The sequence below is a fragment of the Leucobacter albus genome (genome assembly GCF_039528015.1).
Classification (GTDB): Bacteria; Actinomycetota; Actinomycetes; order Actinomycetales; family Microbacteriaceae; genus Leucobacter; species Leucobacter albus.
Genome location: NZ_BAAAKZ010000006.1, coordinates 20,595 through 43,880, shown reverse-complemented (window position 1 = coordinate 43,880; position 23,286 = coordinate 20,595). Strand labels below are relative to the sequence as shown.

Annotated in this window: 25 protein-coding genes and 1 pseudogene; 21 read left to right on the top strand and 5 right to left on the bottom strand. The window is 67.7% G+C overall.

Translation table 11 applies throughout. The features are described 5' to 3' along the window. The first annotated feature begins 2 nt into the window (after positions 1–2). Positions 3–941 (top strand): methionyl-tRNA formyltransferase, encoded by a 939-nt coding sequence (locus ABD115_RS08340; protein WP_343960179.1) that lies wholly within the window; start codon positions 3–5, stop codon positions 939–941. Beyond that, positions 938–2,551 carry an RsmB/NOP family class I SAM-dependent RNA methyltransferase gene (locus ABD115_RS08335; RefSeq protein ID WP_343960176.1) on the top strand — a complete coding sequence of 538 codons (1,614 nt, stop codon included), beginning with the start codon at positions 938–940 and terminating at the stop codon, positions 2,549–2,551. Before ABD115_RS08340 ends, ABD115_RS08335 begins: the two co-directional genes overlap by 4 nt. 18 nt (positions 2,552–2,569) lie before the next feature. On the opposite strand, the gene ABD115_RS08330 is transcribed toward ABD115_RS08335, so the two are convergent. Beyond that, positions 2,570–3,853, bottom strand: coding sequence for a hypothetical protein (locus ABD115_RS08330; protein ID WP_343960173.1), 1,284 nt, complete (start codon positions 3,851–3,853; stop codon positions 2,570–2,572). 87 nt (positions 3,854–3,940) lie between these two features. Between ABD115_RS08330 and rpe the strand changes: the two genes are divergently transcribed. Next, positions 3,941–4,603 (top strand): ribulose-phosphate 3-epimerase, encoded by a 663-nt coding sequence (rpe, locus tag ABD115_RS08325; RefSeq protein ID WP_343960171.1) that lies wholly within the window; start codon positions 3,941–3,943, stop codon positions 4,601–4,603. Here rpe and ABD115_RS08320 read toward each other — a convergent pair. Then, on the bottom strand, positions 4,600–4,986 hold the full coding sequence (locus ABD115_RS08320) for a DMT family transporter (RefSeq protein ID WP_343960169.1): 387 nt from the start codon (positions 4,984–4,986) through the stop codon (positions 4,600–4,602). The genes rpe and ABD115_RS08320 overlap by 4 nt on opposite strands. A gap of 63 nt (positions 4,987–5,049) precedes the next feature. Then, positions 5,050–6,486 carry an NAD(P)/FAD-dependent oxidoreductase gene (locus ABD115_RS08315; protein ID WP_343960167.1) on the bottom strand — a complete coding sequence of 479 codons (1,437 nt, stop codon included), beginning with the start codon at positions 6,484–6,486 and terminating at the stop codon, positions 5,050–5,052. Positions 6,487–6,901: 415 nt separating this feature from the next. Here ABD115_RS08315 and ABD115_RS08310 point away from each other — a divergent pair, with 415 nt between their 5' ends. From ABD115_RS08310 to ABD115_RS08300, 3 genes are all read left to right on the top strand, one after another. Further along, positions 6,902–8,359 (top strand): aldehyde dehydrogenase family protein, encoded by a 1,458-nt coding sequence (locus ABD115_RS08310; protein ID WP_343960165.1) that lies wholly within the window; start codon positions 6,902–6,904, stop codon positions 8,357–8,359. 94 nt (positions 8,360–8,453) lie between these two features. Then, positions 8,454–8,942, top strand: coding sequence for an Lrp/AsnC family transcriptional regulator (locus tag ABD115_RS08305; RefSeq protein ID WP_343960163.1), 489 nt, complete (start codon positions 8,454–8,456; stop codon positions 8,940–8,942). A 62-nt stretch (positions 8,943–9,004) separates the two neighbouring features. Beyond that, the gene (locus ABD115_RS08300; RefSeq protein ID WP_343960161.1) at positions 9,005–9,403 is read left to right on the top strand and encodes a cupin domain-containing protein; all 399 of its coding nucleotides are present in this window, start codon (positions 9,005–9,007) and stop codon (positions 9,401–9,403) included. On the opposite strand, the gene ABD115_RS08295 is transcribed toward ABD115_RS08300, so the two are convergent. Beyond that, positions 9,400–10,344, bottom strand: a complete 945-nt coding sequence (locus tag ABD115_RS08295; RefSeq protein WP_343960159.1) for a DMT family transporter — start codon at positions 10,342–10,344, stop codon at positions 9,400–9,402. The genes ABD115_RS08300 and ABD115_RS08295 overlap by 4 nt on opposite strands. Positions 10,345–10,414: 70 nt before the next feature. Here ABD115_RS08295 and ABD115_RS08290 point away from each other — a divergent pair, with 70 nt between their 5' ends. The 4 genes and pseudogenes from ABD115_RS08290 to ABD115_RS16615 form a co-directional block, all read left to right on the top strand. After that, positions 10,415–11,332: a LysR family transcriptional regulator gene (locus tag ABD115_RS08290; RefSeq protein WP_343960157.1), complete on the top strand. Its 918-nt coding sequence runs from the start codon at positions 10,415–10,417 to the stop codon at positions 11,330–11,332. Next, a complete protein-coding gene (locus ABD115_RS08285) occupies positions 11,329–11,523 on the top strand; it encodes a hypothetical protein (protein WP_343960155.1) in 195 nt (64 codons plus the stop codon). The genes ABD115_RS08290 and ABD115_RS08285 overlap by 4 nt, the downstream gene beginning before the upstream one ends. A 55-nt stretch (positions 11,524–11,578) precedes the next feature. After that, on the top strand, positions 11,579–11,995 hold the full coding sequence (locus ABD115_RS08280; RefSeq protein WP_343960153.1) for a PaaI family thioesterase: 417 nt from the start codon (positions 11,579–11,581) through the stop codon (positions 11,993–11,995). 123 nt (positions 11,996–12,118) lie between these two features. Further along, a pseudogene (locus tag ABD115_RS16615) lies at positions 12,119–12,343 on the top strand (thiamine-binding protein); the annotation flags it as partial. Positions 12,344–12,696: 353 nt separating this feature from the next. Here ABD115_RS16615 and chrA read toward each other — a convergent pair. After that, positions 12,697–13,962, bottom strand: coding sequence for a chromate efflux transporter (chrA, locus tag ABD115_RS08270; RefSeq protein WP_343960148.1), 1,266 nt, complete (start codon positions 13,960–13,962; stop codon positions 12,697–12,699). Between the two features lie 295 nt (positions 13,963–14,257). On the opposite strand from chrA, the gene ABD115_RS08265 reads away from it, so the two are divergent. From ABD115_RS08265 to lgt, 11 genes are all read left to right on the top strand, one after another. Then, the gene (locus ABD115_RS08265) at positions 14,258–14,521 is read left to right on the top strand and encodes a phosphoribosyl-ATP diphosphatase (protein WP_121078427.1); all 264 of its coding nucleotides are present in this window, start codon (positions 14,258–14,260) and stop codon (positions 14,519–14,521) included. Between the two features lie 106 nt (positions 14,522–14,627). Continuing rightward, positions 14,628–15,470, top strand: coding sequence for an ATP phosphoribosyltransferase (gene hisG / locus ABD115_RS08260; RefSeq protein WP_343960146.1), 843 nt, complete (start codon positions 14,628–14,630; stop codon positions 15,468–15,470). Positions 15,471–15,501: 31 nt separating this feature from the next. Beyond that, positions 15,502–16,287 carry an imidazole glycerol phosphate synthase subunit HisF gene (gene hisF, locus ABD115_RS08255; RefSeq protein WP_343960144.1) on the top strand — a complete coding sequence of 262 codons (786 nt, stop codon included), beginning with the start codon at positions 15,502–15,504 and terminating at the stop codon, positions 16,285–16,287. After that, positions 16,284–16,724, top strand: a complete 441-nt coding sequence (gene hisI / locus ABD115_RS08250) for a phosphoribosyl-AMP cyclohydrolase (RefSeq protein WP_343960142.1) — start codon at positions 16,284–16,286, stop codon at positions 16,722–16,724. The genes hisF and hisI overlap by 4 nt, the downstream gene beginning before the upstream one ends. A 97-nt stretch (positions 16,725–16,821) precedes the next feature. Then, positions 16,822–18,447, top strand: a complete 1,626-nt coding sequence (locus tag ABD115_RS08245) for an anthranilate synthase component I (protein WP_343960140.1) — start codon at positions 16,822–16,824, stop codon at positions 18,445–18,447. After that, positions 18,440–19,084, top strand: a complete 645-nt coding sequence (locus ABD115_RS08240; RefSeq protein ID WP_343960138.1) for a Trp biosynthesis-associated membrane protein — start codon at positions 18,440–18,442, stop codon at positions 19,082–19,084. Before ABD115_RS08245 ends, ABD115_RS08240 begins: the two co-directional genes overlap by 8 nt. Positions 19,085–19,197: 113 nt before the next feature. Further along, positions 19,198–19,431, top strand: coding sequence for a DUF6704 family protein (locus ABD115_RS08235; protein WP_343960136.1), 234 nt, complete (start codon positions 19,198–19,200; stop codon positions 19,429–19,431). Between the two features lie 2 nt (positions 19,432–19,433). Continuing rightward, positions 19,434–20,204, top strand: a complete 771-nt coding sequence (gene trpC / locus ABD115_RS08230) for an indole-3-glycerol phosphate synthase TrpC (RefSeq protein WP_343960134.1) — start codon at positions 19,434–19,436, stop codon at positions 20,202–20,204. A 33-nt stretch (positions 20,205–20,237) separates the two neighbouring features. Next, positions 20,238–21,494 carry a tryptophan synthase subunit beta gene (trpB, locus tag ABD115_RS08225; protein ID WP_343960132.1) on the top strand — a complete coding sequence of 419 codons (1,257 nt, stop codon included), beginning with the start codon at positions 20,238–20,240 and terminating at the stop codon, positions 21,492–21,494. After that, positions 21,491–22,279 carry a tryptophan synthase subunit alpha gene (gene trpA / locus ABD115_RS08220; RefSeq protein WP_343960130.1) on the top strand — a complete coding sequence of 263 codons (789 nt, stop codon included), beginning with the start codon at positions 21,491–21,493 and terminating at the stop codon, positions 22,277–22,279. The genes trpB and trpA overlap by 4 nt, the downstream gene beginning before the upstream one ends. Positions 22,280–22,345: 66 nt before the next feature. After that, positions 22,346–23,284 carry a prolipoprotein diacylglyceryl transferase gene (gene lgt / locus ABD115_RS08215; RefSeq protein ID WP_343960128.1) on the top strand — a complete coding sequence of 313 codons (939 nt, stop codon included), beginning with the start codon at positions 22,346–22,348 and terminating at the stop codon, positions 23,282–23,284. Positions 23,285–23,286: the final 2 nt, after the last annotated feature.

Below are 23,286 nucleotides of genomic sequence, written 5' to 3'. Positions count from 1 at the left end.
GGATGCGTATCGTGTTTGCCGGAACCCCCGAGTTCGCCGTCCCGAGCCTCAGGGCCATCGCCGCCGCCGGGCACGAGATTGTCGGCGTCATCACCCGCGAGGACGCGCCGCTCGGGCGCAAGCGCGTGCTCACCCCCTCGCCGGTCGCGCAGGCTGCAGCTGAGCTTGGCATCGAGACGCTCAAAGCGAACCGACTCGGCGAGGCAGAGACCGCGTGGGTTGCCGAGCGCGCCCCAGAGCTCGGGGTCATCGTCGCCTACGGCGGCCTCATCCGCGAGCCGCTGCTGTCAGGCCCAACGCTCGGGTGGATCAACCTGCACTTTTCCGACCTGCCGAGGTGGCGGGGCGCCGCTCCCGTGCAGCGCGCGCTTATGGCGGGCGAGCAGGAGCTCGGCGTCACCGTGTTCCGGCTCGTGGCAGCGCTCGACGCCGGCGACGTCCTCACCCGCGACGCGACAGTGTTCGAGCCGGGCACTTCCGCGGGGGCAGCGCTCACCGAGCTGTCGGGATCGGGCACCGACGCGCTCCTGCGCGCCATAGAGATGCTCGCCGCGAACCCGGCTGCCGGCGAGCCGCAGGTCGGCGACGACACGTACGCGCACAAGCTCTCGCGCGAAGACGGGCTCATGACCTTCGGCGACGGTCTCACCGCGGAGGCCGCGCTCGCGCACTGGGCTGGCGTGACGCCCGAACCCGGCGCCTACGCGCTGCTCGACGGGGATCCGGTGAAGCTCACCGAGCTGCGCCCGTTCGGCGGGGATCTCGGGCGTGACCTCCCGGCAGATCTCGCCCCGGGCGAGGCTCGCCTCGTCGCGAAGCGCGCGGTGATCGGGTGCGCTGAGGGCGCGCTCGAACTTGCTCGCGTGCAACCGGCTGGAAAGCCCGCGATGGACGGAGCCGCCTGGTTGCGCGGCCGCGACGGAAAGGCGGAGCTCGCGTGAGCGATCGATCGAACGAGAACGGCTCCCGTTCACGCAGCGGCGGCAACGGCGGCGGAAACCAGCGCGGTGGCAACCAGCGCGGAGGCAACCGCGGCGGCAACCAGCGCGGCGGGAACCCGCGCGGTGGCAACCAGCGCGGCGGTGGATCCGTTGCGGGCGGTCAGCGTCAGCGCCGGCCCCGCATCTCGGGCGCCCGTATCGTCGCCTACGACGTGCTGCGCGATGTCGTCGAGCGCGACGCCTATGCGAACCTGGCGCTTGCCGCCCGCATTCGCGAGGCGAGGCTCGATGGCCGCGACGCGGCGCTCGCGACCGAGCTCGCCGCCGGCACGCTGCGTGCGCTTGGCCGGCTCGACCGCGTCATCGAGCTCGCGGCGAACCGCCCGGCCGACGAGATCGACCCTCGCACGCTGAACGTACTGCGCATCGGCGCGCACCAGCTGCTGTCGATGCGCACCGCGGCGCACGCCGCCGTGCACGAGAGCGTGGAGTTGCAGCGACTCGTAGGCAACGAGCGCGCGGCGGGCTTCGTCAACGGCGTGCTGCGCGAGATCGGGCGTTCGACGAACGAGGAGTGGGATGCGCGGATCGCCGACACCGCGAAGGGCCCCGATGACGCGCTCGCTGTGCGCACCTCGCACCCGGCATGGGTCGTTCGCGCGCTGCGCGACGCGCTCCGTGCCGAGGGACGCGACGCCGAACTCGAAGCGCTGCTCGAGGCAGACAACGCCTCGCCGCGCGTGAATCTCGCACTCCTTGAGGGCGCCGGCATCACGGCTGAGGAACTCGCGCTCGTCGAACCCGACGCGATCGACGCGGTCGGCCCATCGGTGATTGGGCTCGAGCTCACCGGCGGCGACCCCGGCCGCGCGATTGCGGGCGCCGAGGAGCGTGCCGGGATCCCGAGCGGGCTGTTGCGGGTGCAGGACCAGGGCTCCCAGCTCGCCGCTCTCGCGCTGGTGCGTGCGACGCCGGTGGCGGAGGGGGAGCGCTGGCTCGACCTCTGCGCGGGCCCCGGCGGGAAGACGGCGATTCTCGCGGCCGAAGCGGCGGTGGAGAGTGCAACGGTCCGCGCGAACGAGGTGTCGGATCACCGCGCGGATCTCGTGCGCGACTCGGTGACGGGCGTCGACGCTGTCGCGCCCGGCGTCGTCAAGGTCGTCAGCCACGACGGCCGCGACCACGAGGCGTTTGGCTGCGGGCGCGACACGCACGAGCTGTACGACCGGATTCTCGTCGACGCGCCGTGCTCCGGCCTCGGCGCGCTCCGGCGGCGGCCCGAGGCGCGCTGGCGGAAGCAGCCGAGCGACCTGCCAGAGCTCACCGCGCTGCAGAGCGAGCTCATCGACGCGGCCGTCGCGCACCTGAAGCCGGGCGGGGTGCTCGCGTATGTCACGTGCTCGCCGCACCTCGCAGAGACCCGCGTCGGTGTGGATCGGGCGCTGAAGCGCCATTCAGGCCTGCGTGAGCTCGACGCGAAGCGCGCGGTGCGGGCGGCGTCGCGGCTGGGTGAGTCGCTCGAACTGCCGGGCGACCACCTCAGCGCCCAGCTGTGGCCGCACCGGCACGACACTGACGCGATGTTCGTCTCGCTGCTCAGTAGGGAGTAGCGCCGCCGCGTGAGCGGGTCAGTGCCAGACGACCGAGGGCGTCTCTTCTGAGAAATCGACGAACGGGCTGAGTAGATCTGAGCCGTAGGCCCGCTCCCTGGTCGCGGGGTCGTTGCCCTCCGAAACCTCGACGGACGTGTCGATGTCGACGAAGAGGTAGGCGGTTACCAGTGTGGGGTATTCGTAGTCGGGCCGCGGCTCGAACGCCGCGAGCTCCTTCGCGCCCGTAGGTGTGATGGTGCGCTGCACGGTGCCGTCGATGGGCTGGGCGCTGCCCGTAAAATCCTCACTCACGTCGAGGCCGCAGGGGGTTGCGAGCGTCGTCATGGCAACGCACTCCGCCACCGCTGCCGTCACGAGCTCGCGAAACAGTCGGGTGCCCTTGTCTGAGAGCCTGGCCTCGAGGTACGACATCTGCTCTGCGTCTTTGCTGTTCACCACGGTGAAGGGTTTTCCGGTCGTCTGAGCTTCGCCTTCGTCGAGGTCTATCGATCCCACTGCGAAGAGATCATTGGCGAGCGTGAGTTCATACGTACCGGGAAACACGGCGTAGCTCTCATCTTGAATCGGAACCCCGTTGATCGTTGCGTCAAGCCCGGTAAACCCGAACGGGTGAATACGCTCGAGCGCGTCGTAGATCTCAGGAGTGTCATTGCCGTACGAAGACACGCGATAGGTGCGGCGCTCGGTCGTGCCGCCGACCTTGAACGCTGCGGAGACGAGCGTCTGGTCGGCGGAGTCACCGCGCCGCGCCTCGTCTGAGACCTCGATAGCGGTGATGGGGGCGAGCTCGTTCGAGCGCTCAAGCACGGCGTCGGTGAGCAGATCGTTCTGATAGAACGATGACGTGTATTGCTGGGCGGCGCGTGCGTCGCTGGCCGCAACGGCCTCGAGAAAGCCCTCCACCGCTGCGACCGCCTGCGCCGCGTTGCGCGGTGGTGCCGTGCTCGGTCGCGCGGCGAAGAACAGCGCAACGCCGGCAGCCAGCAACAGGGCGAGCGCGCCGGCAACAATGCCGACAATTGCGCCGGCCGATAGGCCTCGCTTGGGCGCCGGGCGGTACTGTGGCGGGTGCTGCGGGTGCGGCGGCTGGTGCGGGTGCTGCGAGTGGGGCTGCAGCGGGTGCTGCGGGTGGGGCTGCTGCGGGTAGCCGGGCGCCGGCGGCGGGAACTGGCCTGCACCGGCTGGCGGCAGATAGCGCACTGTCGGCTGTTGGCCCGCAGGTTGCTGCTGAGATGGGGGTCGCCCGTTCTCGCCGTGCTGCGCGGGCTGCGGGTCAGTTGGCTCGAGGGGGCTGCTCATGCGAACAGTCTAGGCCGGTCGCCGATCCAGCCGCCGCACGTTGCGCCGGTGCTCGGGGAAGCGCTCGCGATCACGTAGGCTTTGAGGGTGACCGCGCAGCGCATTAACCCCAGCATCCTGTCAGCCGACTTCGTGAACCTCCAGGCAGAGCTCGAGGCCATCCGCTCAGCGGATCTCGTGCACGTCGACGTGATGGACAATCACTTCGTGCCGAACCTCACGATGGGCCCGCCCATCGTCGAGCGGATTCAGGCGGTGTCGCCGATCCCGCTCGACATGCACCTCATGATCTCGGACGCCGACCGCTGGGCTCCCGGCTACGCAGAGCTGGGTGTGTTCTCGGTGACGTTCCACGCCGAGGCGTCGACGGATCCGGTCGCTCTCGCCCGGAAGATCCGCGACATCGGCGCGCGCGCCGGTATCGCGCTCAAGCCCGGCACCGACCCGGAGCCCTACCTCGAGCTGCTGCCCGAGTTTGACCAGGTGCTCGTGATGACCGTCGAGCCCGGGTTCGGCGGCCAGTCGTTCATGCCCGACATGATGCCGAAGCTTCGCCGCTTCGCTGAGGCTCGATCCAAGCACGGCCTCGACGTCTGGCTGCAGGTCGACGGCGGCATCACGGTCGACACGATTGGTGTCGCCGCTGAGGCGGGCGCCGACACCTTCGTCGCGGGCTCGGCCGTCTACGGTGGGGTGCCCGAGGAGCGGATCGCTGACCTGCGGGCGGCCGCGGCCAAGCACAGCCACTAGGGCTCGAGCGAAGCGGCAGTGGCAGCCGTGGGGCCGGGCTCGCCGGCCGGTTCGGGCGACCCGTGGGCCTGGCCGCCGACGTTGAGCAGCACAACTCCGGTGATCGTGAGCACGACCCCCACGAGCTGTAGCGCCGTGAGTCTCTCGTGGTAGGCGACGAAGCCGATGCCGACAACCAGCACCGTCCCCGCCGCTGACCAGATCGCGTACGCTGTGCCCACGGGCATTGTCAGCAACACCCGCGAAAGCAGGTAGAACGAGCAGGCGTACCCGGCGAGCACCGCGACGGTTGGCCAGAGTTTCGTGAAGCCATCCGACAGCTTCAGCATCGACGTTGCGAATACTTCGAGTGCGATAGCGGCGGCAAGCAGTGCCCAGTGCATGAGTGCCCTTCTGATGACGGGGTGGGCGCCGAGGGGGCCCACCCCGAGGATAGTGTTTGTCAGTTACGAATCGAAGCCCATGCCGACCGCGTCCATCGTGCTGAGCCAGAGCCCGCGCTTGCCCTCGCGCCGGTCTGAGCGCGCCATCTCGGCGGTCGTGATCTTCACGCCGAGCGCCGCGATGGGCTCGGGCGGAAACGGAATCGGCTTCTTTTTCACGAGGTCGAGCTCGGTGCGTTCGGTCTTCAGCCCGTCGAGCAGGTCGAGGATGACGTTTGCACCGAACCGCGTCGCACCCACGCCGAGCCCGGTGAACCCCGTCGCCGAGACCACGCGGTCTTGGTGCGCCCGCGTGAAGAACGAGAAGAAGCGGCTGCATGAGTCGATCGCGCCGCCCCACGCGTGGCTGAACCCAATGTCTCCGAGCACCGGGAAGGTCTCGTAGAAGTGTGCGACGAGCCGCCGGTAGGTTGGCTCGCTGTTGTAGTACTCCTCGTTGAGACCCTTGCCGTAGTGGTAGAGCGCGTCATAGCCGCCGAAGAGGATTCGTTCGAGACCATCGGCTCCGCGAGTCTTGCGGATGTAGTGGAACCGGTTGTTCATGTCGGCGAGGCCCTGATCGTTTGCCCAACCGAGCGCCGCAGACTGTTCGGAGGTGAGAGGGTTGCTCATGAGGGCGTAGTCCCAGACGGGGACCGTGTAGGGGCGAGCCCGCTTGAGCAGGTTCGGGAACACGTTCGTCGCGAGCGCGACGCGCTGCGCGCGAATGGTCGCATCGCCGTCGGTCGTGAGCGTCACTGCAGCGGGCGTCACGTCGAGACCCGTCGCCTGCGTGTGCTCGTACATCTCGACGCCGAGCTCGAGGCAGACGCGCCTGAGCTCCCAGGCGAGCTTGGCGGGGTGCACGAGCACGTTGCCCTCGCGCTCCCAGAGCCCGCCGTGGTACACGGGGGAGTTCACCTCGGCCTTCACGGCGGCAGCATCAAAGTAGACGGCGTCGGGGTCGCTCGCTGCGTCTTCCCTGAGGATCGCGTCCTGGTAGGGCTCCGACGCGACGCGCAGCACCCCTGTCTCACTCCAATCACAGTCCATGTTGTAGCGGCGAACCGTCTCGCCAAACTCGCGGATGTTCTCGAGCCCGAGCTCGTGCAGCCGCGCGGTCTCCTTCGGGAGGTGTCGTTCGCCGTTACTCGCGCCGTGTGTGAGGCTCGCCTCGCAGAAGCCGCCGTTGCGGCCCGAGGCAGCCCAGCCGATCCGCTGCCCCTCGACCAGGGTCACTCGGCGCCCGGGGTCGCGCTCCTTCGCAAGCAGCGCAGTCCAGAGCCCCGTGTAACCGCCGCCGACGACGAGCAGATCGGTGTCGAGCGCGCCTCTCGCGGGCGGCAGCGCCTCCGGGCGCTCGTCCGTGTCAAGCCAGTATGGCTCGCGCTGAGTGTTCGCGAGGGCGGCGTTGATGCGCTCCGCAGAGACGGCGGCCTCGGCGCGCTCGTAGGTGGTCATGCGTGTTCCTTTTCGTTGGTGGAGTGTGCCCCGGCCCGCCGGGAGAGCAGCGGGTCGGAGCCGGGAGGGCCCGGCGTTGACCGGGCAAACACTGAGTTGGCTGGCTCAGTGAGACTGTGGGCCGCTGGCATCGTCACTGACATCGTGAAGCCGTCGAACCAGCGCATCTTCTTGGGTCGTTGGGCGGGCTCTGCTCTGCCGCGTGTGTCTCTGTCATAACAACTCCGTTGTTATCGGGGTGTGCCCCCGAATCAAATGGTCAAGATGCATCGTGCACCCATTTGCTGTAATAGTCAATTCTGTGCGACTAAATTGTGTTCAAAGCAACTTTTAACCCGCAAGGTTTGCTCATTCGTGAATCGTGCCATATGGTGGGCATGCAACATTGCAGTTACTGATACACGGAGGTATCGCTATGAGTTCCCTGCCAGAGCCGACTCGGACACAGCTATTCATCGCCGGTGAGTTCACCGACGGTGCGTCGACCGAGCGCGCCGACATCTTCAGCCCGTCGACGGGCGAGAAGATCGCGTCGATCCCGGTTCCGACGACCGCAGACCTCGACCTTGCCGTCGCGAAAGCGCACGAAGCAAAGGCGGCCTGGCGCAAGCTCGGCGTGTTCGCGCGCGCCGAGATCTGCCACCGGGTCGGCACCGCGCTCGAATCCCGCGTTGAAGAGCTCGCACGCCTGCAGTCCCTCGAGCAGGGCAAGCCATACGAGGAATCACTCGCAGACGTCAAGGAAGCGGCGCAGCTGTTCCACCTCCACGCTGAAGACGCCGTGCGCCTGTACGGCGAGACGCTTCCCTCGAACGACATCCAAAAGCGCCAGATCACCCAGCGCGCGCCGATCGGTGTCTTCGGCATCATCACGCCGTGGAACTTCCCGCTGCTGATGTTCGCGGAGTTCGTTGCTCCGGGCCTTGCGACCGGTAACGCGCACGTCGTGAAGCCGCCGACGAACACGCCGCTCACTGTCCTCGCCGCGATGGACGCGCTCGTCGAGGCGGGCGTGCCGAACGGGCTCGTCTCCGTGCTGCCCGGTGAGGGCGAGTTCGGTGCCGCCCTCGTGTCGCACCCGGGCATCGACGCTGTCGGTTTCATCGGATCCTCCGCGACCGCCACGAAGATCCAGGCGAGCGCAGGTCTCAAGCCGCTCCTCATCGAGGCGTCGGGCAACGGCCCCGTCGTCGTGCTCGCCGACGCGAACATCGAGCGTGCGGCGAAGGCCGCCGTTGACGGTGCGTTCTACTGCGCGGGCCAGGTGTGCTGTGCGACCGAGCGTGTGATCGTTCACAGGGACGTGCACGAGCAGTTCGTCGCGGCAGTGCTCGAGTACTCGAAGACCGTCGTGCTCGGTGACCCGTTCGACCCGAACACAAACCTCGGTCCGCTGAACAACGAGGGTGTCGCGGCAAAGATGGATCGCCACATGGCAGACGCACGCGAGCGCGGCCTCGACATTCTGCTTGGCGGCGGTCGCCGCGAGGGCCAGCCGACCGACCTCTACTACGAGTTCACCGTCGTCGACAACGTCACGACCGACAGCCTGCTGTCGCGCGAGGAGTCCTTCGGGCCAGTCCTCCCGATCATCGTGGCCGAGGATGACGACGACGCGCTGCGCATCGCAAACGACGACCCGCTGGGGCTCCAGGGTGCCGTCTTCACCGAAAACCTCTCGAAGGCATTCCGCTTCATGGAAGAGATGGAGGTCGGCCAGGTCGTGGTCAACGACTCTAACGGCTGGTGGGACGTCAACATGCCGTTCGGCGGTGCCGGCGGCAAGGGCACCGGCTGGGGCCGCATCGGCGGCATGTACACGCTGCACGACATGACCTACCTGCGCACCGGCGTGATCCACATCGGCGCGTAGCCCCATTTGCGAGCGTGGCGGGGTGCCACGGCGCCCCGCCACGCTCGCCGTTGGTAGATTGTGAATACTTGCACCTCGCCGCGAAGGAGTCCCCATGATGCCCGACCTTGATGACATCGACCGGCGGCTCATCGCGATCCTGCAGCAAGACGGGCGCCGCTCCTTCAAGGACATCTCGGAGGAGACCGGGGTTCCGGCGTCATCTGTCAGGTATCGGGTGCAACGGCTCGAAGAGACCGGCACGCTGCAGATCGTTGGCGTTGCTGACCCGCTGCGCATCGGCTTCGACAGGCTCGCCCTGATCGGCCTGAAGTGCGAGATCGGAAAGGCTCGGCAGGTCTGCGAGGAGCTCTCCAAGCGCGCCGAGACGAGCTACGTCGTGCTCACCACCGGGCCCTTCGACGTGATGGTCGAGGTCGTGTGCCGCGACGTCGCCCACTACACCGAGTTTCTGCACGAGGTCCTTCCGACCGTCGACGGCATCGTGCATACCGAAACCTTCTTTGTGCTTGAGGCCTACAAACTCGCCTACGGGTGGGGAGTGGGAGACTCGGGCACCCCCACACCACCCGCGGAGGCTTAGCGCCCCGCCCACCGGCCGCAGCGGTTGGCAACGTCGCAACCGTCGGCAGTAAAGGACACACCATGCAGCATCCAGAACCCGAACCAGCCTCAGCTGCCCTCGCCGCGGGATCCGTCGTCAACGTGCTCGACCTCGAACTCCCGATGTCGCCGTTGCCGGCAGACGAGGTTCGCGCCGGAACACCGGCCGCCGGGTCCCGTGACGTGGCCGCCGGGCCCGGCCTCGCCATTGGCGTGTGGGAAATGACCGCTGGCACCGCCGTCGATACCGAGGCCGATGAGTGCTTCGTCGTGCTGACCGGGCGCGCCACAGTGACAATTCACGCCGCTGACCCTGCGCAGCGCGACACGGTGCTTGAACTGCAGCCTGGTTCCCTCGGGCGGCTGGCCGCGGGGATGCAAACAACGTGGGTCGTGCACGAGGCGCTACGCAAGGTCTATCTGCTGCCGACGGCTGATTAGCGACGCGCGGCGGGTGCCGGCTCTGCAATCGCCGTGGTGTGCCCGCGCTCGAACAGGCCCTGACTCGCGAGGATGCCGAGGATGACGATGAGGCCACCGACGGGCTCGTTCCAGTGCACCGGTTCTCCGAGGAAGAGGACACCGAAGGTGACGCCAACCACCGGCGTGAGGTAGGTGACCGTCGATGCGCGGGCGGCGCCCCACGCTCGGATGATGCTCGTGTACCAGATGTAGGCGATGCCGCTGCCGAGCACGCCGAGCGCGAGCATCGCGAGCACGACGGTGGGGGTGAGGGTGATCTCGCCGACGGACGCTAACGGTGCGGCAACGAGCGCGAGACCTGTCGCGACGACGAGTTGCATTGCCGCAGCGGTCACGGAGTCAAGCCCTGAGTGCGCCAGGAACCTGCGCATGTAGAGGCCGCCGAACCCGTAGCAGGTTGTTGCCGCGAGGCACGCGAGCACGCCGGGTAGTGAGATGCTTTCGCCGTCGGTGAGGAGCCGCCACGGGCCGACGAGTACGGCGACGCCGGCGATGCCGATCACGAGACCGATCGTCTTTGCCTTGGACAGTCGCTCCGCGGGGATGATCAGCGGTGTGAGTAGCAGTGTCATGATCGGCGTCGTCGCGTTGAAGATGCTCGCGACGGTGCTGGGTACCTGGGTCTCGGCCCACGCGAAGAGCGTGAACGGGATCGTGCAGAGGGTGCCGCCGATGACGATCATGTGCAGCCAGAGTTTCCCATCTCGCGGCCACGACCTGCGGGTGAGCGTCATGATGGTCACGAGCGTGAGGGCGCCGAGCGCGAGCCTGCCGAGCGCGACCTGGCCAGGGGAGAGCCCGGTGAGCCCGAGCTTGATGAACAGAAAGCTTGAGCCCCACAGCAGCGCGAGCGCAGCGTAGGCGAACACCGTGAGCGATTCCTTGCGTGGCTGCAGCATGTGGTTTAGCTTAGAAATCGAGCTGATATGAATCAAATGCATGTAGCTCATGGCCTTATGAGGAGAATGCATGAAGATCACCGCCCAGCACCTCCGCGCGCTCGTCGCTGTCGTCGACACCGGCTCATTCACCGCAGCCGCCCACACGCTCGGCATCAGTCAGTCCGCCGTATCCCATGCGCTCGCGTCGCTTGAACGCGAGCTCGGCGGTGCCGTGGTGACGCGCGAGGCGCCGCTGAATCCCACGGCGCTCGGCGCGCGGATCCTCCCGCACGCGCGCACCGCGATTGCCGCGATCGAAGGCGTCGAGATCGCCGCACGGGGAGACCTGTCGCTCACCGGCACGGTGCGGCTCGGGGCCGTGCCAACGGTCTGCCAGGGCCTCGTGCCGGAACTCCTTGAGCAGTGGCAGGGGGCACTTCCCGGTGTGAGGGTTGAGGTGATCGAGGGGGACGACGATGAGATGCCCGTATGGCTCGAGAACGGCTTCGTCGATGCAGCGGTGCTCGTCGACCCCGACGGCATACCCGAGGGGGCCAAGCTCGTTGCAATCGATGAGTTCGCCGCGGTGATCCGCCCCGACCACCCACTCGCCGACGTGCCGGCCATCCCACTCGACGAGCTCGCCGAAGACGGCATGGTCGTCACAACGGGCGGCTGCGAAACGTATGTGCGCAGCATGTACGAGGCGGCCGGGCTCGACTTTGTCGCCCGGCACCGGGTGCGCGAGATGAGCACGATGTTTGCGATGGTCGAGCGCGGCTTCGGGGTGTCGCTCGTGCCTACGCTCGGGCGCGGCCTCGTGCCCGACGGCGTGATCATGCGGCCCATCGTCGAACCGCGCGCCAGGCGGCTCGTCCTTGCCGTCCCCGCGGGGCGGGAGCCGCACCCCATCGCGGTCGCGCTCGTCGACGCCGCGAGCTCCCGGCCACATGATGCGGCGGATCTGCGCAGCGCGGCTCCCGCAGGGTTCGGGGGCGCTCCGTGACCGGGCGCGCGCGATCGCGCTGGCAGGTACGCGCCGCCAGGCTCAAGCCCATCGCCACCGCGATCGGCATGGGCGGGCTCGCAGGGCTCATCGCCACCCTCACGTTCCGCGCGATGACCTGGGTGCAGCACCTCATCTGGGGGCCGAGGGCAGCGGCGCCCGCTCACCCCGGGCGCATGCGCGAGTGTTAGCCTGGCGGCGATCTGACCGGGAACCGGCCCGGTCCGCTAGCGACAGGGGTGTCAGATGGGCGACGTCGAACTTCAGCAAGCGCAGCAGATTCTCGATGCGCAACCGTTTAGCAGATTCCTCGGCGCCCGCCTGACTCGCTGGGACACGTCGGGGGTGACCCTTGAGCTCGACGTGCGACCCGAGTTTCTGCAGCAGCACGGCTTCGTGCACGGCGGCGTGCAGGCTTACCTTGCCGACAACGCGCTCACGTTCGCCGGAGGCCAGGTGCTCGGCGGCAACGTGCTCACGGCAGATGTCGCAGTGAACTACCTGCGGCCCGCCCAGGGGGACACGCTGATCACTCGTGCGACAGTGCAGGCGCAGGCCTCGGCGAAGGCGGTCACGCTTGTCGAAATCTTCGCACGCAGCGACGGCGAGGAATACCTGTGCTCGGTGGGTACGGGCACGATCGCGGCCATCAAGCACAAGTAGCGGGGTTCTCGCGCGGGCGCATCTGCTGCCGGGTGCTGCCAGGTGCTGCCGGGTGCTGATCGTTCTGGCATGCTTCACCGATAGCCTTGTTTGGGTATGCGTCAGCGATGAAAGGACCCGGCAGTGATTCTCGCGTTTTCGGTTGCACCGAGTGGTGGCGAAGTAAGCCCCGACGGATCGGTAGTAGAGGCGGTGGCCGAGGCCGTCCGCGTGGTGCGGGAATCGGGTCTGCCGCACCGCACGAGCAGCATGTTCACCGAGATCGAAGGCGAGTGGGACGAGGTGTTCGATGTCGTGAAGCGTGCAACCGAGGCGGTCATTCCGTTCGGTTCGCGGGTATCGCTCGTGATGAAGGCTGACATTCGCCCCGGGCGTGAGGGCGAGATCGACAGCAAGCTCGAACGGCTCGAGCAGGCAGTCGCCCGCAGCGCTGGCGCGAACCCCGAAGCCGCGGAAGGTGCCCGCGGACGGCACGCCTAGTTCTAGTTGCGCGTCGGCTTGCGACGCACTCAGGGGAGTTGCGCTTGGATCGTGGCTTGAGCATGCTGGCGAGCGGATCTCCCGCCAAAGCACACGTTATTCACCGGCGCACACGTTGTCTCGCCTAAATAGCGTGTGCTCTGGTGAATAACGTGTGCTCTGGTGCCTCGCGTGTGCGCCTATGCGCGGGCCTACCGTGACAGCGGCAGGGGCGAGAGCGCCTAGCCGAACGCCCCGGCGGCCGCCCCGACGACCCCGGCACCCGCCCCGACCGCAACGACGGCCCACGCCGGCACCCGCGGCCACTGCAACAGAGCGAAGCACGCGAGGGCGAGTAGCAGCGGCCAGAGCCCCGTGATGGCCGATGTGATGATCGGGCGGTAGAGGGCTGCGGCGAGGATGCCGACGACGGCGGCGTTGATGCCGAGCAGCACCGCGGCGGCCCCGGGCGCGGCCGAGAGCCGAGACCACACGGGCGCGATGGCCGCGACGAGCAGGAGCCCCGGCGTGAAGATCGCCACGAGCGCGAGGGCCGCGCCAGCCGCGCCACCTGGCCCGACGCCCGAGAGCGCTCCGAGGTAGCCTGCGAAGGTGAACAGTGGGCCGGGCACCGCCTGAGCTGCCGCATAGCCCGCAGCGAAATCGGTCTCGGTCACCCAGCCGGGAGTGACGAGCTCGGCGTGGAGCAGCGGCAGCACGACGTGACCGCCACCGAACACGAGCGAGCCGGCGCGCAGATTCGCGTCGACGAGCGCCAGCCAGCCTGCGCCGGTGGTGCGGGCCAGCAGTGGCGCTGCGACGAGCAGCGTTCCGAGCGTTGCGAGGCAGACGAATGATCTGCGTGGGATCCGCGGTGAACGCGACGCCCAGGCACGCTCGCCCACCCGACCGGCGGCCTCTTGCCGTGCGATCGCCCGACACGTGAGCGCTCCGCCGGTTGCGCCGAGCGCGATCGCGAGGAGTTGCCCGACGACCCCGGGGAACAGGAGTGCGGCAGCGGCGGCTGTGCACGCGATGCCGGCGCGACGGAGGTCGGGGGTCAGGCTGCGCGCCATGCCGAGGACTGCGTGCGCAACGATGGCGACGGCAGCGACCCCGAGGCCAGCGAGTGCCCCGCGCCAGAGGGGGCCTTCGAGAGTTGTCGCTCCGTAGGCGAAGGCAAGGAGTGCGACGGCCGAAGGTAGCGTGAACGCGATGAAGGCAGCGAGCCCTCCCAGCGCTCCGGCGCGCCTGAGCCCGAGCGCAAACCCCACTTGACTCGATGCCGGCCCAGGGAGCACCTGGCAGAGCGCGACGAGATTGGCATACTCGCGATCGGTCACCCAGCCGCGCCGCTCAACAAACTCGGAGCGGAAGAATCCGAGGTGTGCCGTCGGGCCACCAAACGAGGTGAGCCCGAGCCTCAGGAAAGCGAGGAACACTTCGCCGGTCGTGCCGCGGCGCGGGGTGCCTTCGCCGCGCTCGGTCGGCGTGGGCAGTTCAACCATGGCGACATCGTAGCGGGCCAGGGTTACGGGCTGGGGGCTGGGCAATACCGCCCGGCCCATTCCGCTGGCCAGAGGCTCGGCCCGGGCCTGCCGATGGTGCCTCATGCTGCGCCAGCCGCCAGCCGCCAGCCGCCAGCCGCCAGCCGCCAGCCGCGACGCGCCGGGTCGCCCGCGAGCGCTGTGTGCGTCGGAGGCCGGATGACGGCCCCGAGGGCGCTCGGATCCGCCCGGCGCGTGAGCGCGGTTCGTGTGGCCCGTGGCAACGCTCCGCCCTGAGCCCTGCTAGGCTGAACGGGTGAAAACCTTCGACACGCTCTTCGCCGAGCTCGCCGAGAAGGCCGCATCGCGGCCCGAAGGCAGCGACACTGTCGCCCGGCTGGATGCTGGCGTGCATTCGATCGGCAAGAAGATCGTCGAAGAAGCGGCAGAAGTGTGGATGGCGGCCGAGTACGAGTCGCAAGAAGCCTGCGCCGAGGAGATCAGCCAGTTGCTGTACCACCTTCAGGTGCTCATGCTCGCCAAGGGCATGACCCTCGAAGACGTGTACACGCATCTGTAGCGTCGACGCTCGGCTTGAGCCCCGCGTTGGCGCGTTTCGCTGACCTTACAACTCACTCGGCCGAATCACACACGCGTGCTGCGGCCACAATGGAAGGAAATTCCACATGCTGCGCATTGCAGTTCCGAACAAGGGCTCGCTCTCTGAGATCGCTGCCGAGATGCTCGCCGAGGCCGGCTATTCCGGCCGCAAGGACGCCCGCAAGCTCGTTCACGCTGACCCGAAGAACGACGTCGAGTTCTTCTACCTCCGCCCCCGCGATATCGCAACGTACGTGGGCTCCGGCGCGCTCGATGTCGGCATCACGGGCCGTGACCTGCTGCTCGACTCGGGCTCCGAAGCGCACGAGATCGCAGAGCTCGACTTCGCCGATTCGACCTTCCGCTTCGCGTCCCCGGCCGACGGCACGATCAAAGAGCTGACCGACCTGCAGGGTAAGCGCGTTGCGACGAGCTACCCGCTGCTCGTCGACACCTTCCTGCGCAAGCACGGCGTCGAAGCGGTGACCGTGAAGCTCGACGGCGCCGTGGAGTCGGCGGTGCAGCTGGGCGTCGCCGACGCGGTCGCCGACGTCGTGTCGACGGGCGCCACGCTGCGCGCGGCCGGCCTCGAAATCTTCGGCCCCGTCATTCTTGACTCGACCGCGGTGCTCATCGGTGGCCCGAGCCAGCACCCCGGCATGGAGCGCCTCATGCGGCGCCTGCGCGGCGTGCTCGTCGCCCGCAAGTTCGTGATCATGGACTACGACCTCCCGGTGGCGCACCTCGACGACGCCATCGCCGTTGCCGGCGGCATCGAGTCGCCCACAGTGTCGCCGCTGCGCGACGAGGAGTGGGTCGCGGTGCGCGTGATGGTGCCGTCTGACGACGCGAACACGATCATGGATCGGCTCTACGACCTCGGCGCCCGCGCCATACTCGTGACCGCGATCCACGCCGCGCGCCTGTAGTCGTTCGCGCAGAAGCTAGAGGGAGCAGAATATGTCCGTTGCAGTACGTGTGATTCCCTGCCTCGACGTCGCCGGTGGCCGCGTCGTGAAGGGTGTGAACTTCTTGAACCTGCAGGATGCGGGGGATCCGGTGGAGCTCGCCGCGAAGTACGCCGATCAGGGCGCAGACGAGCTGACGTTTCTCGACGTCACCGCCACGGTCGACGGCCGTTCGACAACCTACGACGTGGTGCGGCGCACGGCCGAGCAGGTCTTCATCCCGCTCACCGTCGGCGGCGGCGTGCGAGAGGTCGACGATGTCGCGCGGCTGCTCGAGGTCGGCGCCGATAAGGTCGGCATCAACTCGGGGGCGATCGCCCGCCCCGCGGTGATCGGCGAGATCGCCGATCGCTTCGGCGCGCAGGTCATCGTGCTGTCGCTCGACGTGAAGCGCAGCGACAAGACGCCGAGCGGCTTCGTCGTGACGACGCACGGCGGCAAGCGCGAGACCGAGCTCGACGCGCTCGAGTGGTGCAAGGAAGCGGTGGATCGTGGCGCGGGCGAGCTCCTCGTGAACTCCATGGATGCCGACGGCACGCAAGACGGCTTCGACCTCGAGCTCGTGCGCCGGGTGCGTGAGCTCGCGAGCGTGCCCGTGATCGCGTCGGGCGGAGCCGGCGAGCTCGAGCACTTCGCCCCCGCCGTCGACGCCGGCGCCGACGCGGTGCTCGCGGCCTCCGTCTTCCACTACGGCAAATTCACGATTGGCGACGTGAAGCACGCGCTCGCTGAAGCTGGGCACACGGTGCGCCTCGGGCAACCGGGAGCGACAGCATGACCGGCGCGGCAGCCGACACTCCGGCAGCCGGTACCCCGGCAGATGGCACCCCGGCAGCCGGGGTACCGGCAGATGGCTCCGCGGTCGAGGCCGCGATTACCGAGCTGAAGTTCGGCGAGAACGACCTGCTTCCCGCGATTGTGCAAGACGACGAATCGGGCGACGTGCTCATGCTCGCGTGGATGGACGCGGAGGCGGTTCGCCGCACGCTCACCACCGGGCGCGTGACGTACTGGTCGCGTTCGCGCGGCGAATACTGGCGCAAGGGCGACACCTCCGGTCACCGCCAGTACGTGCGCTCGGTCGCGAGCGACTGCGACGGCGACACGCTGCTCGTTCGCGTCGTGCAGCTCGGTGCCGCCTGCCACACGGGCAGCCGCACCTGCTTCGACGGGCGAGACCTGCCCGCCGTCGTCGGTGAGCCGAACGCCACATAGTGACGCGGGGGTCCGTTCCGCCCGTGCCGCACGATCGCGGCGCAGGCGGCGGGCCGACCGCAGGGTTCCCTCCGGGAGTGAGAGATAGGCTGAGACAGTGAGCAACACCACCACCCGCGCCGAGTTCGAAGCAGAACGTCTCGCGCACGCCGTCATCCCAGTTCGCCGCGAGATTTTCGCCGACGCCGACACGCCAGTGAGCATCTACCGGAAGGTCGCGGGCTCTCGCGTCGGCACCTTCCTGCTCGAGTCGGCCGAGCAGGGGGGCGTGTGGACGAGGTTCAGCTTCGTCGGCGCGGGAAGCTTTGGTGTGCTCGGCGAGCGCGACGGCCGCGCCCAGTGGACCCCGAGCGCGCACTCCCTCGGCGCCGGTGATGCGCCTGGTGACAGCGGCGTCGCGCTCGATGAGGACCGTCTGCTGCCCGGCGGCGTGTCCGCGCTGCAGCCCGTCGAGGCGCTGCGCGCCGCCTACGAGCGCTGGAAGGCGCCGCAGGTTCCTGGCCTGCCGCCGCTCGCGAGTGGCTTCGTCGGCTACCTGGGCTGGGAGACGGTGCGCCAGTTTGAGCGGCTCGACTCGCCACCGCCGGTGAGCACGGGCCTGCCGACGCAGGGCCTGAGCTTTGTCTCCGAGCTCGTGGTGATCGACCACCGCGAGGGCGCCGTGACCCTGATCGCCAATGTGCTCAACGACCGCGCGCTCGAAGGCGGTGCGGCTGAAGACGGTGAGGGCGGTAGCGATCTGCCGAGCGCTGACGAGCAGTGGGCCGACGCGCAGCGCCGGCTCGACGCGCTCCAGCAGGCGCTCGCCGCGCCAACGCCGTCACCGCTCGGTGTGCTCGATCGTGAGGCGCTGCCGAACGCGACGCGCCTCACGACGACCCCCGAGTACATGGCGACGGTCGAGACCGCGAAGCAGTACATTGTCGACGGCGACATCTTCCAGGTCGTCCCCTCCCAGCGCTTCGACCAGGAGTGCACGGCAGACCCGCTCGACGTGTACCGGGTGCTCAGGCACCTGAACCCGAGCCCCTTTCTGTACCTCGTGCAGCTCGAAGACAACGAGGGCGTTCCGTTCTCGGTCGTCGGTTCGAGCCCCGAGGCGCTCGTGACGGTGCAGGAACACGGGCACGTCATGACGCACCCCATCGCCGGCTCGCGGCCGCGCGGGGAGACTGTCGAACAAGACAAGCAGTACGCGAAAGACCTGCTCGCCGACGAGAAGGAGCGCGCCGAGCACCTCATGCTCGTCGACCTCGCCCGCAACGACCTCGCGCGGGTGTGCGAGCCGGGCAGCGTCGAGGTGACCGAGTTCATGCGCATCGAACGCTTCAGCCACATCATGCACATTGTCTCCTCGGTTGAGGGGCAGGTGCGCGAGGGCCAGAACCCGATCGACGTGTTCCGGGCGACGTTCCCAGCAGGCACGCTCAGCGGTGCACCGAAGCCGCGGGCGCTGCAGATCATCGACGAGCTCGAGCCGGTGCAGCGCGGTGTGTACGGGGGAGTGGTCGGCTACTTCGGCCTCGGTGGGGCCGCGGATCTCGCGATCGCGATTCGCACAGCCACGATCCGCGACGGAGTCGCGATGGTGCAGGCCGGTGCCGGAGTCGTTGCAGACTCGGTGCCAGACACCGAAGACGCAGAGTGCCAGAGCAAAGCTGCCGCCCCGTTGCGTGCGATCGCAATCGCTAACTCGCTGAAGAAAGCCGGAGCACATGCCTGAGACCACACAGAAGAATCGGTCGAGCAAGGCGCCGCTCATTGGCCTCGTCGTCGTGGCGGGCGCACTTGCGCTGCTCGCCTCGGTGCAGCAGTGGATCGAGTTGCGCCTGCTGCCCGGCGCTGCAACGCTCGAGGTGCTCTCCGTGACCGGTCAAGAGACGAGCTCGTCGCTCACCCTTATCGCGCTCGCCACGCTCGCAGCCGCCCTCGTGCTGACGATCGCGGGCAGGGGCTTTCGCCGGGTCATTGGCGTGCTGATTGCGCTGCTCGGCGCCGGGCTTGTAGCCCAGGGAGTGAGCACCCTGCTCGACCCGCTGAGGCGGGCGAGCGGGCAGGTTGAGACGGTAAGCGGGATCTCGGGGGAGGCGCAGGCGACCCTCGTGCAGTCAATCGACGTGTCGGTGTGGCCCGCCGTAACGATCGCGCTAGGGGCCGTGCTCGCGCTTGCCGGGCTTGCCGTGACCGTGTTTGGCGGGCGATGGAAGCAGGGCGGGCGAAAGTACGAGTCTGGCGAACAGGCGAAGCTCAACCGCGCGGCCGGCGCTGCGACCGGCGATCGCATCTCAGATTGGGAGGCGCTCTCCGACGGAGACGACCCAACCGATTTCGATGATGAAGATGCTGCGCCGCGCGCGTAGCATCGAACGCCGCGCGCGTGACACGCTGCGCCACGCACCCAGCATTCGCTGAAACCTGGGAGTTCCCGGTAAGATTGAGACGTCCGAATGTGCACACCTGCCAGAGGAGATACATGAGTAACCAGCACGGAGACCCCGGTCACGGCGATTCGCCCGCGGCATGGACGGCAGTGGTGGTGATGCTCATTGGCATTGCTGCTGGAACCGTTTTCTTCTTCCTGCACATGCCCACCCTGGTGTGGGTCTGCGTTGGAGTCGTCGCCCTCGGCCTCGTTCTTGGCGGAATTCTCGCGAAGGCTGGCTACGGCGTTAAGGGCCCCCGCTTCACCCCGAAGTCGCACGACTAACGGTGCTTGCCGAGCTCTTTCAGGGTTCGCTCGAGGACGCGAAGTCCCGCAGGCAAATCCGCCCGTACTCCGCTGTTGAAGCGGAGGCACTGGCGCGCCCTGCCGCGTTAGATGCGCTCGAGCATCTAACGCCGGCCGACCGCATTCGCGTGATCGCCGAGGTGAAGCGCGCAAGCCCTTCCCGAGGCGATCTCGCGGAGATCGCGGAACCCCACGCCCTCGCGAGCCAGTACGAGTCTGGCGGCGCGAGCGTTGTGAGCGTGCTCACCGAGGAGCGACGCTTCAAGGGGTCGCTCGATGACCTTGAGGCGGTGCGTAAGGCCGTGAGCATTCCGGTGCTTCGCAAGGAGTTCATCGGCGAGGAGTACCAGATTCTCGAGGCCCGCGCCGCTGGCGCCGACCTCGTGCTGCTTATCGTCGCAGCCCTGCCGCAAGAGACGCTCGAGCGGCTGTACGCGTTCACCCTCGAGCTTGGCATGACTCCGCTCGTCGAGGCGCACTCGGCAGACGAGGTCGCCCGTTCGGTCGATCTTGGCTCACAGCTCATCGGCGTGAATGCGCGAGACCTGTCGACCTTTGAACTCGACCGCGAGCTCTTCGGTCGCGTCGCCGACCAGATTCCCGCAGGCGTTATTCGCGTGGCGGAGTCTGCGGTGCTCGGCATTGACGATGTGCAGCGCTACCGCGAGGCCGGCGCCGACGCGATTCTCGTCGGCGAAGCACTCGTGACAAACGACCCGATTGCGACGCTGGCCTCGTTCTTGAGCGTTTAACTCGTTACCCCCCCCTCTGTCTGAAAGGCGACAATGTCAGACCAAACCTCAGCGGCGAGTCTTCGGGATCAACAGGGGCCGTTTTTCGGCGACTACGGTGGCCGGTATATGCCCGAGTCGCTGATTGCTGCGATCGACGAGCTCACGGCGGCATACGCCGAGGCAAAGGCCGACCCGGCGTTTCAATCTGAGCTGCTCGATCTGCTGCGCGACTATGCCGGTCGGCCGTCGCCCATCACCGAGGTGCCACGGTTCGCCGAGCACGCCGGCGGTGCTCGCGTCTTTCTGAAGCGCGAAGACCTCAATCACACGGGCTCCCACAAGATCAACAATGTGCTCGGCCAGGCGCTCCTCACGAAGCGTCTCGGCAAGACCCGCGTGATTGCCGAGACCGGAGCGGGCCAGCACGGCGTTGCAACCGCGACTGCGGCAGCGCTGCTCGGGCTGGAGTGCGTCGTCTACATGGGCGAGGTCGACACGAAGCGCCAGGCGCTCAACGTCGCGCGCATGCGGCTGCTCGGCGCCGAGGTCGTTCCAGTGACGACCGGGTCGCGCACGCTCAAAGACGCGATCAACGAGGCCTACCGCGACTGGGTTGCCACGGTGGATCGCACGAACTACATTTTTGGCACGGCCGCGGGCCCGCACCCGTTCCCTGCGATGGTGCGCGACTTTCAGAAGATCATCTCGGAGGAGGCGCGCGAGCAACTGCTTGCGAAGAACGGGCGTCTGCCCGATGCGGTGATCGCCTGCGTCGGCGGCGGATCGAATGCGATCGGCATGTTCGATGCGTTCCTCGACGACCCTGACGTTGCGCTCTACGGGGTTGAAGCGGCGGGAGACGGCGTCGACACCGAGCGCCACGCGGCCTCGATAGAGCGAGGGCGGCCGGGCATGCTGCACGGCGCGCGCACGTATGTGCTGCAAGACGAAGACGGCCAGACGGTGGAATCGCACTCCATCTCCGCGGGCCTCGACTACCCCGGCGTGGGCCCGGAGCACTCCTGGCTCGCCGATATTGGGCGGGCGACCTACATTCCCGCCACCGACGATGAGGCGATGCAGGCACTGCGCCTGCTCAGCCAGACCGAGGGCATCATTCCCGCGATCGAGTCTGCGCACGCCCTCGCGGGCGCGATCCGCATTGGCAAGGAGCTCGGCCCCGACGCGATGATCGCCGTGAGCCTCTCCGGCCGCGGCGACAAAGACATGGCAACCGCGGGTCGCTACTTCGGGCTGTTCGACGGAACTGAGCTTGATGGGGCCGCGGTTGAGGAGGGGCAGGCATGAACGAGTCACGCGTTGCTGCGGCGATCGAACGGGCGAAGCGCGAGCGAAAAGGGGCCCTGATCGGTTACCTCCCGGTCGCATTCCCTGATCTCGATACGAGCGTGGAGGCCGCCATTGCGATGGCGCGTGCCGGCGCCGATGTCATCGAGTTTGGTGTGCCATATTCCGACCCGGTTATGGACGGCCTCGTGATTCAGGAGGCGACGCAAACCGCGCTCAAGGCAGGGTTTAAGCTGCCACAGCTGTTCGAAGCGATTCGCAGAGTAACTGCCGAGGTCGAGGCCCCGGTACTGGTGATGACCTACTGGAACCCAGTTGTGCAGTACGGCGTCGAACGGTTTGCCCGCGACCTTGCCGCCGCCGGTGGTGCAGGGCTCATCACCCCAGACATCACGCCAGACGCCGCTGCCGAGTGGGTTGAGGTGAGCGAACGGGTCGGCCTCGATCGCGTCTTCCTCGCGGCCCCTACTTCGAGCGATGAGCGGCTGCGCATGATCTCCGAGCAGAGCACCGGGTTCGTGTACACCGTGTCGACGATGGGTATCACGGGGGAGCGCTCGGAACTCGATGCGGCGGCACGCGTGCTCACCGCGCGGCTGCGAGAGGCCGGAGATCAGCTCGCCTGTGTCGGCATCGGAATCTCGAACGCCGAACAGGTCGCTTCGACGCTCGAGTACGCCGACGGCGCAATCGTTGGAACGGTGTTCGTGAAAGCACTGCGCGACGGCGGAGTTGCCGGGCTGAGTGCGGTGGTTCGCGAGATCGCGGCAGGCGCCACCAGCTAGGATTGATGCTGGCGCGGTCGGAAACGTCGCAGCCAGTGCACAGATTCGCCCGCGAAAGAGGAATCAATGATTCTCCCGCTCAGTATTCCGAGCCCCAGCTTCCAGTTCTTCGAGATTGGACCGCTGACGATCCACCTGTACGCCCTGTGGATCATGCTCGGCATCGCCCTCGCCTCGATCTGGACGGGGCGGCGCCTAACCGCTCGCGGTGCGGAGCGCGGCGTCGTCTGGGACTTCATGATCTGGTCGGTGCTCATGGGGATTATTGGCGCCAGGCTCTACCACGTCGTCACCCACTGGGGCTTCTACTTCGAGGCGGGTCGCCAGTGGTGGAACCCGTTCGAAAAAGACGCGATCTGGAACATCTGGGATGGCGGCATCGCAATCTTCGGTGCGCTGCTTGGCGGCGCGATCGGCGTGCTTATTGCCTCTCGCCTGACGGGAGTGCGGTTCCTCTCGTTTGCCGACGCGCTCGTTCCAGGCCTTCTGCTCGCGCAGGCATTCGGTCGACTTGGCAACTACTTCAATCACGAGCTCTTCGGCGGCCCCACCACGGCACCGTGGGGGCTCGAGATCGACTCCTCGAACCCGGCATTCCCGATCGGCCTGCCGGAGGGGACTCTGTTTCACCCGACGTTCCTCTACGAGATCATTTGGAACCTCGTAGGCATCGTCTTGCTGCTCGCAATCGAGCGGAAGCTCCAGCTTCGCTGGGGCAAGCTGTTCTCGCTCTACCTCATTTGGTACGGCATTGGCCGCGCGATCATCGAGTCGATGCGCGTCGACCCGAGCCTGCTGTTCCTCGGGCTGCGCACGAACGTGCTCGCCGCGCTGCTCGCTATCGTGCTGGGCGTCGTGCTCTACCTGGTGCAGCGCCGCCGTCACGTCGGGCGCGAGATCAGCGTGTACCTCCCAGGCCGCATGAACCCGGCCGATTCGATCCTCAGAGACACTGCGGATCCCGAAGAATTCCATCATGTGATTAGCCGCGGTAGCGCGGAATAGAA

Coding starts and splice junctions, on each gene's coding strand:
- ABD115_RS08340 (WP_343960179.1), top strand. CDS start 3: ATGCGTATCGTGTTTGCCGGAACCCCCGAGTTCGCCGTCCCGAGCCTC.
- ABD115_RS08330 (WP_343960173.1), bottom strand. CDS start 3,853: ATGAGCAGCCCCCTCGAGCCAACTGACCCGCAGCCCGCGCAGCACGGC.
- ABD115_RS08320 (WP_343960169.1), bottom strand. CDS start 4,986: ATGCACTGGGCACTGCTTGCCGCCGCTATCGCACTCGAAGTATTCGCA.
- ABD115_RS08315 (WP_343960167.1), bottom strand. CDS start 6,486: ATGACCACCTACGAGCGCGCCGAGGCCGCCGTCTCTGCGGAGCGCATC.
- ABD115_RS08310 (WP_343960165.1), top strand. CDS start 6,902: ATGAGTTCCCTGCCAGAGCCGACTCGGACACAGCTATTCATCGCCGGT.
- ABD115_RS08305 (WP_343960163.1), top strand. CDS start 8,454: ATGATGCCCGACCTTGATGACATCGACCGGCGGCTCATCGCGATCCTG.
- ABD115_RS08300 (WP_343960161.1), top strand. CDS start 9,005: ATGCAGCATCCAGAACCCGAACCAGCCTCAGCTGCCCTCGCCGCGGGA.
- ABD115_RS08295 (WP_343960159.1), bottom strand. CDS start 10,344: ATGCTGCAGCCACGCAAGGAATCGCTCACGGTGTTCGCCTACGCTGCG.
- ABD115_RS08290 (WP_343960157.1), top strand. CDS start 10,415: ATGAAGATCACCGCCCAGCACCTCCGCGCGCTCGTCGCTGTCGTCGAC.
- ABD115_RS08280 (WP_343960153.1), top strand. CDS start 11,579: ATGGGCGACGTCGAACTTCAGCAAGCGCAGCAGATTCTCGATGCGCAA.
- chrA (WP_343960148.1), bottom strand. CDS start 13,962: ATGGTTGAACTGCCCACGCCGACCGAGCGCGGCGAAGGCACCCCGCGC.
- hisG (WP_343960146.1), top strand. CDS start 14,628: ATGCTGCGCATTGCAGTTCCGAACAAGGGCTCGCTCTCTGAGATCGCT.
- hisF (WP_343960144.1), top strand. CDS start 15,502: ATGTCCGTTGCAGTACGTGTGATTCCCTGCCTCGACGTCGCCGGTGGC.
- hisI (WP_343960142.1), top strand. CDS start 16,284: ATGACCGGCGCGGCAGCCGACACTCCGGCAGCCGGTACCCCGGCAGAT.
- ABD115_RS08240 (WP_343960138.1), top strand. CDS start 18,440: ATGCCTGAGACCACACAGAAGAATCGGTCGAGCAAGGCGCCGCTCATT.
- ABD115_RS08235 (WP_343960136.1), top strand. CDS start 19,198: ATGAGTAACCAGCACGGAGACCCCGGTCACGGCGATTCGCCCGCGGCA.
- trpB (WP_343960132.1), top strand. CDS start 20,238: ATGTCAGACCAAACCTCAGCGGCGAGTCTTCGGGATCAACAGGGGCCG.
- trpA (WP_343960130.1), top strand. CDS start 21,491: ATGAACGAGTCACGCGTTGCTGCGGCGATCGAACGGGCGAAGCGCGAG.
- lgt (WP_343960128.1), top strand. CDS start 22,346: ATGATTCTCCCGCTCAGTATTCCGAGCCCCAGCTTCCAGTTCTTCGAG.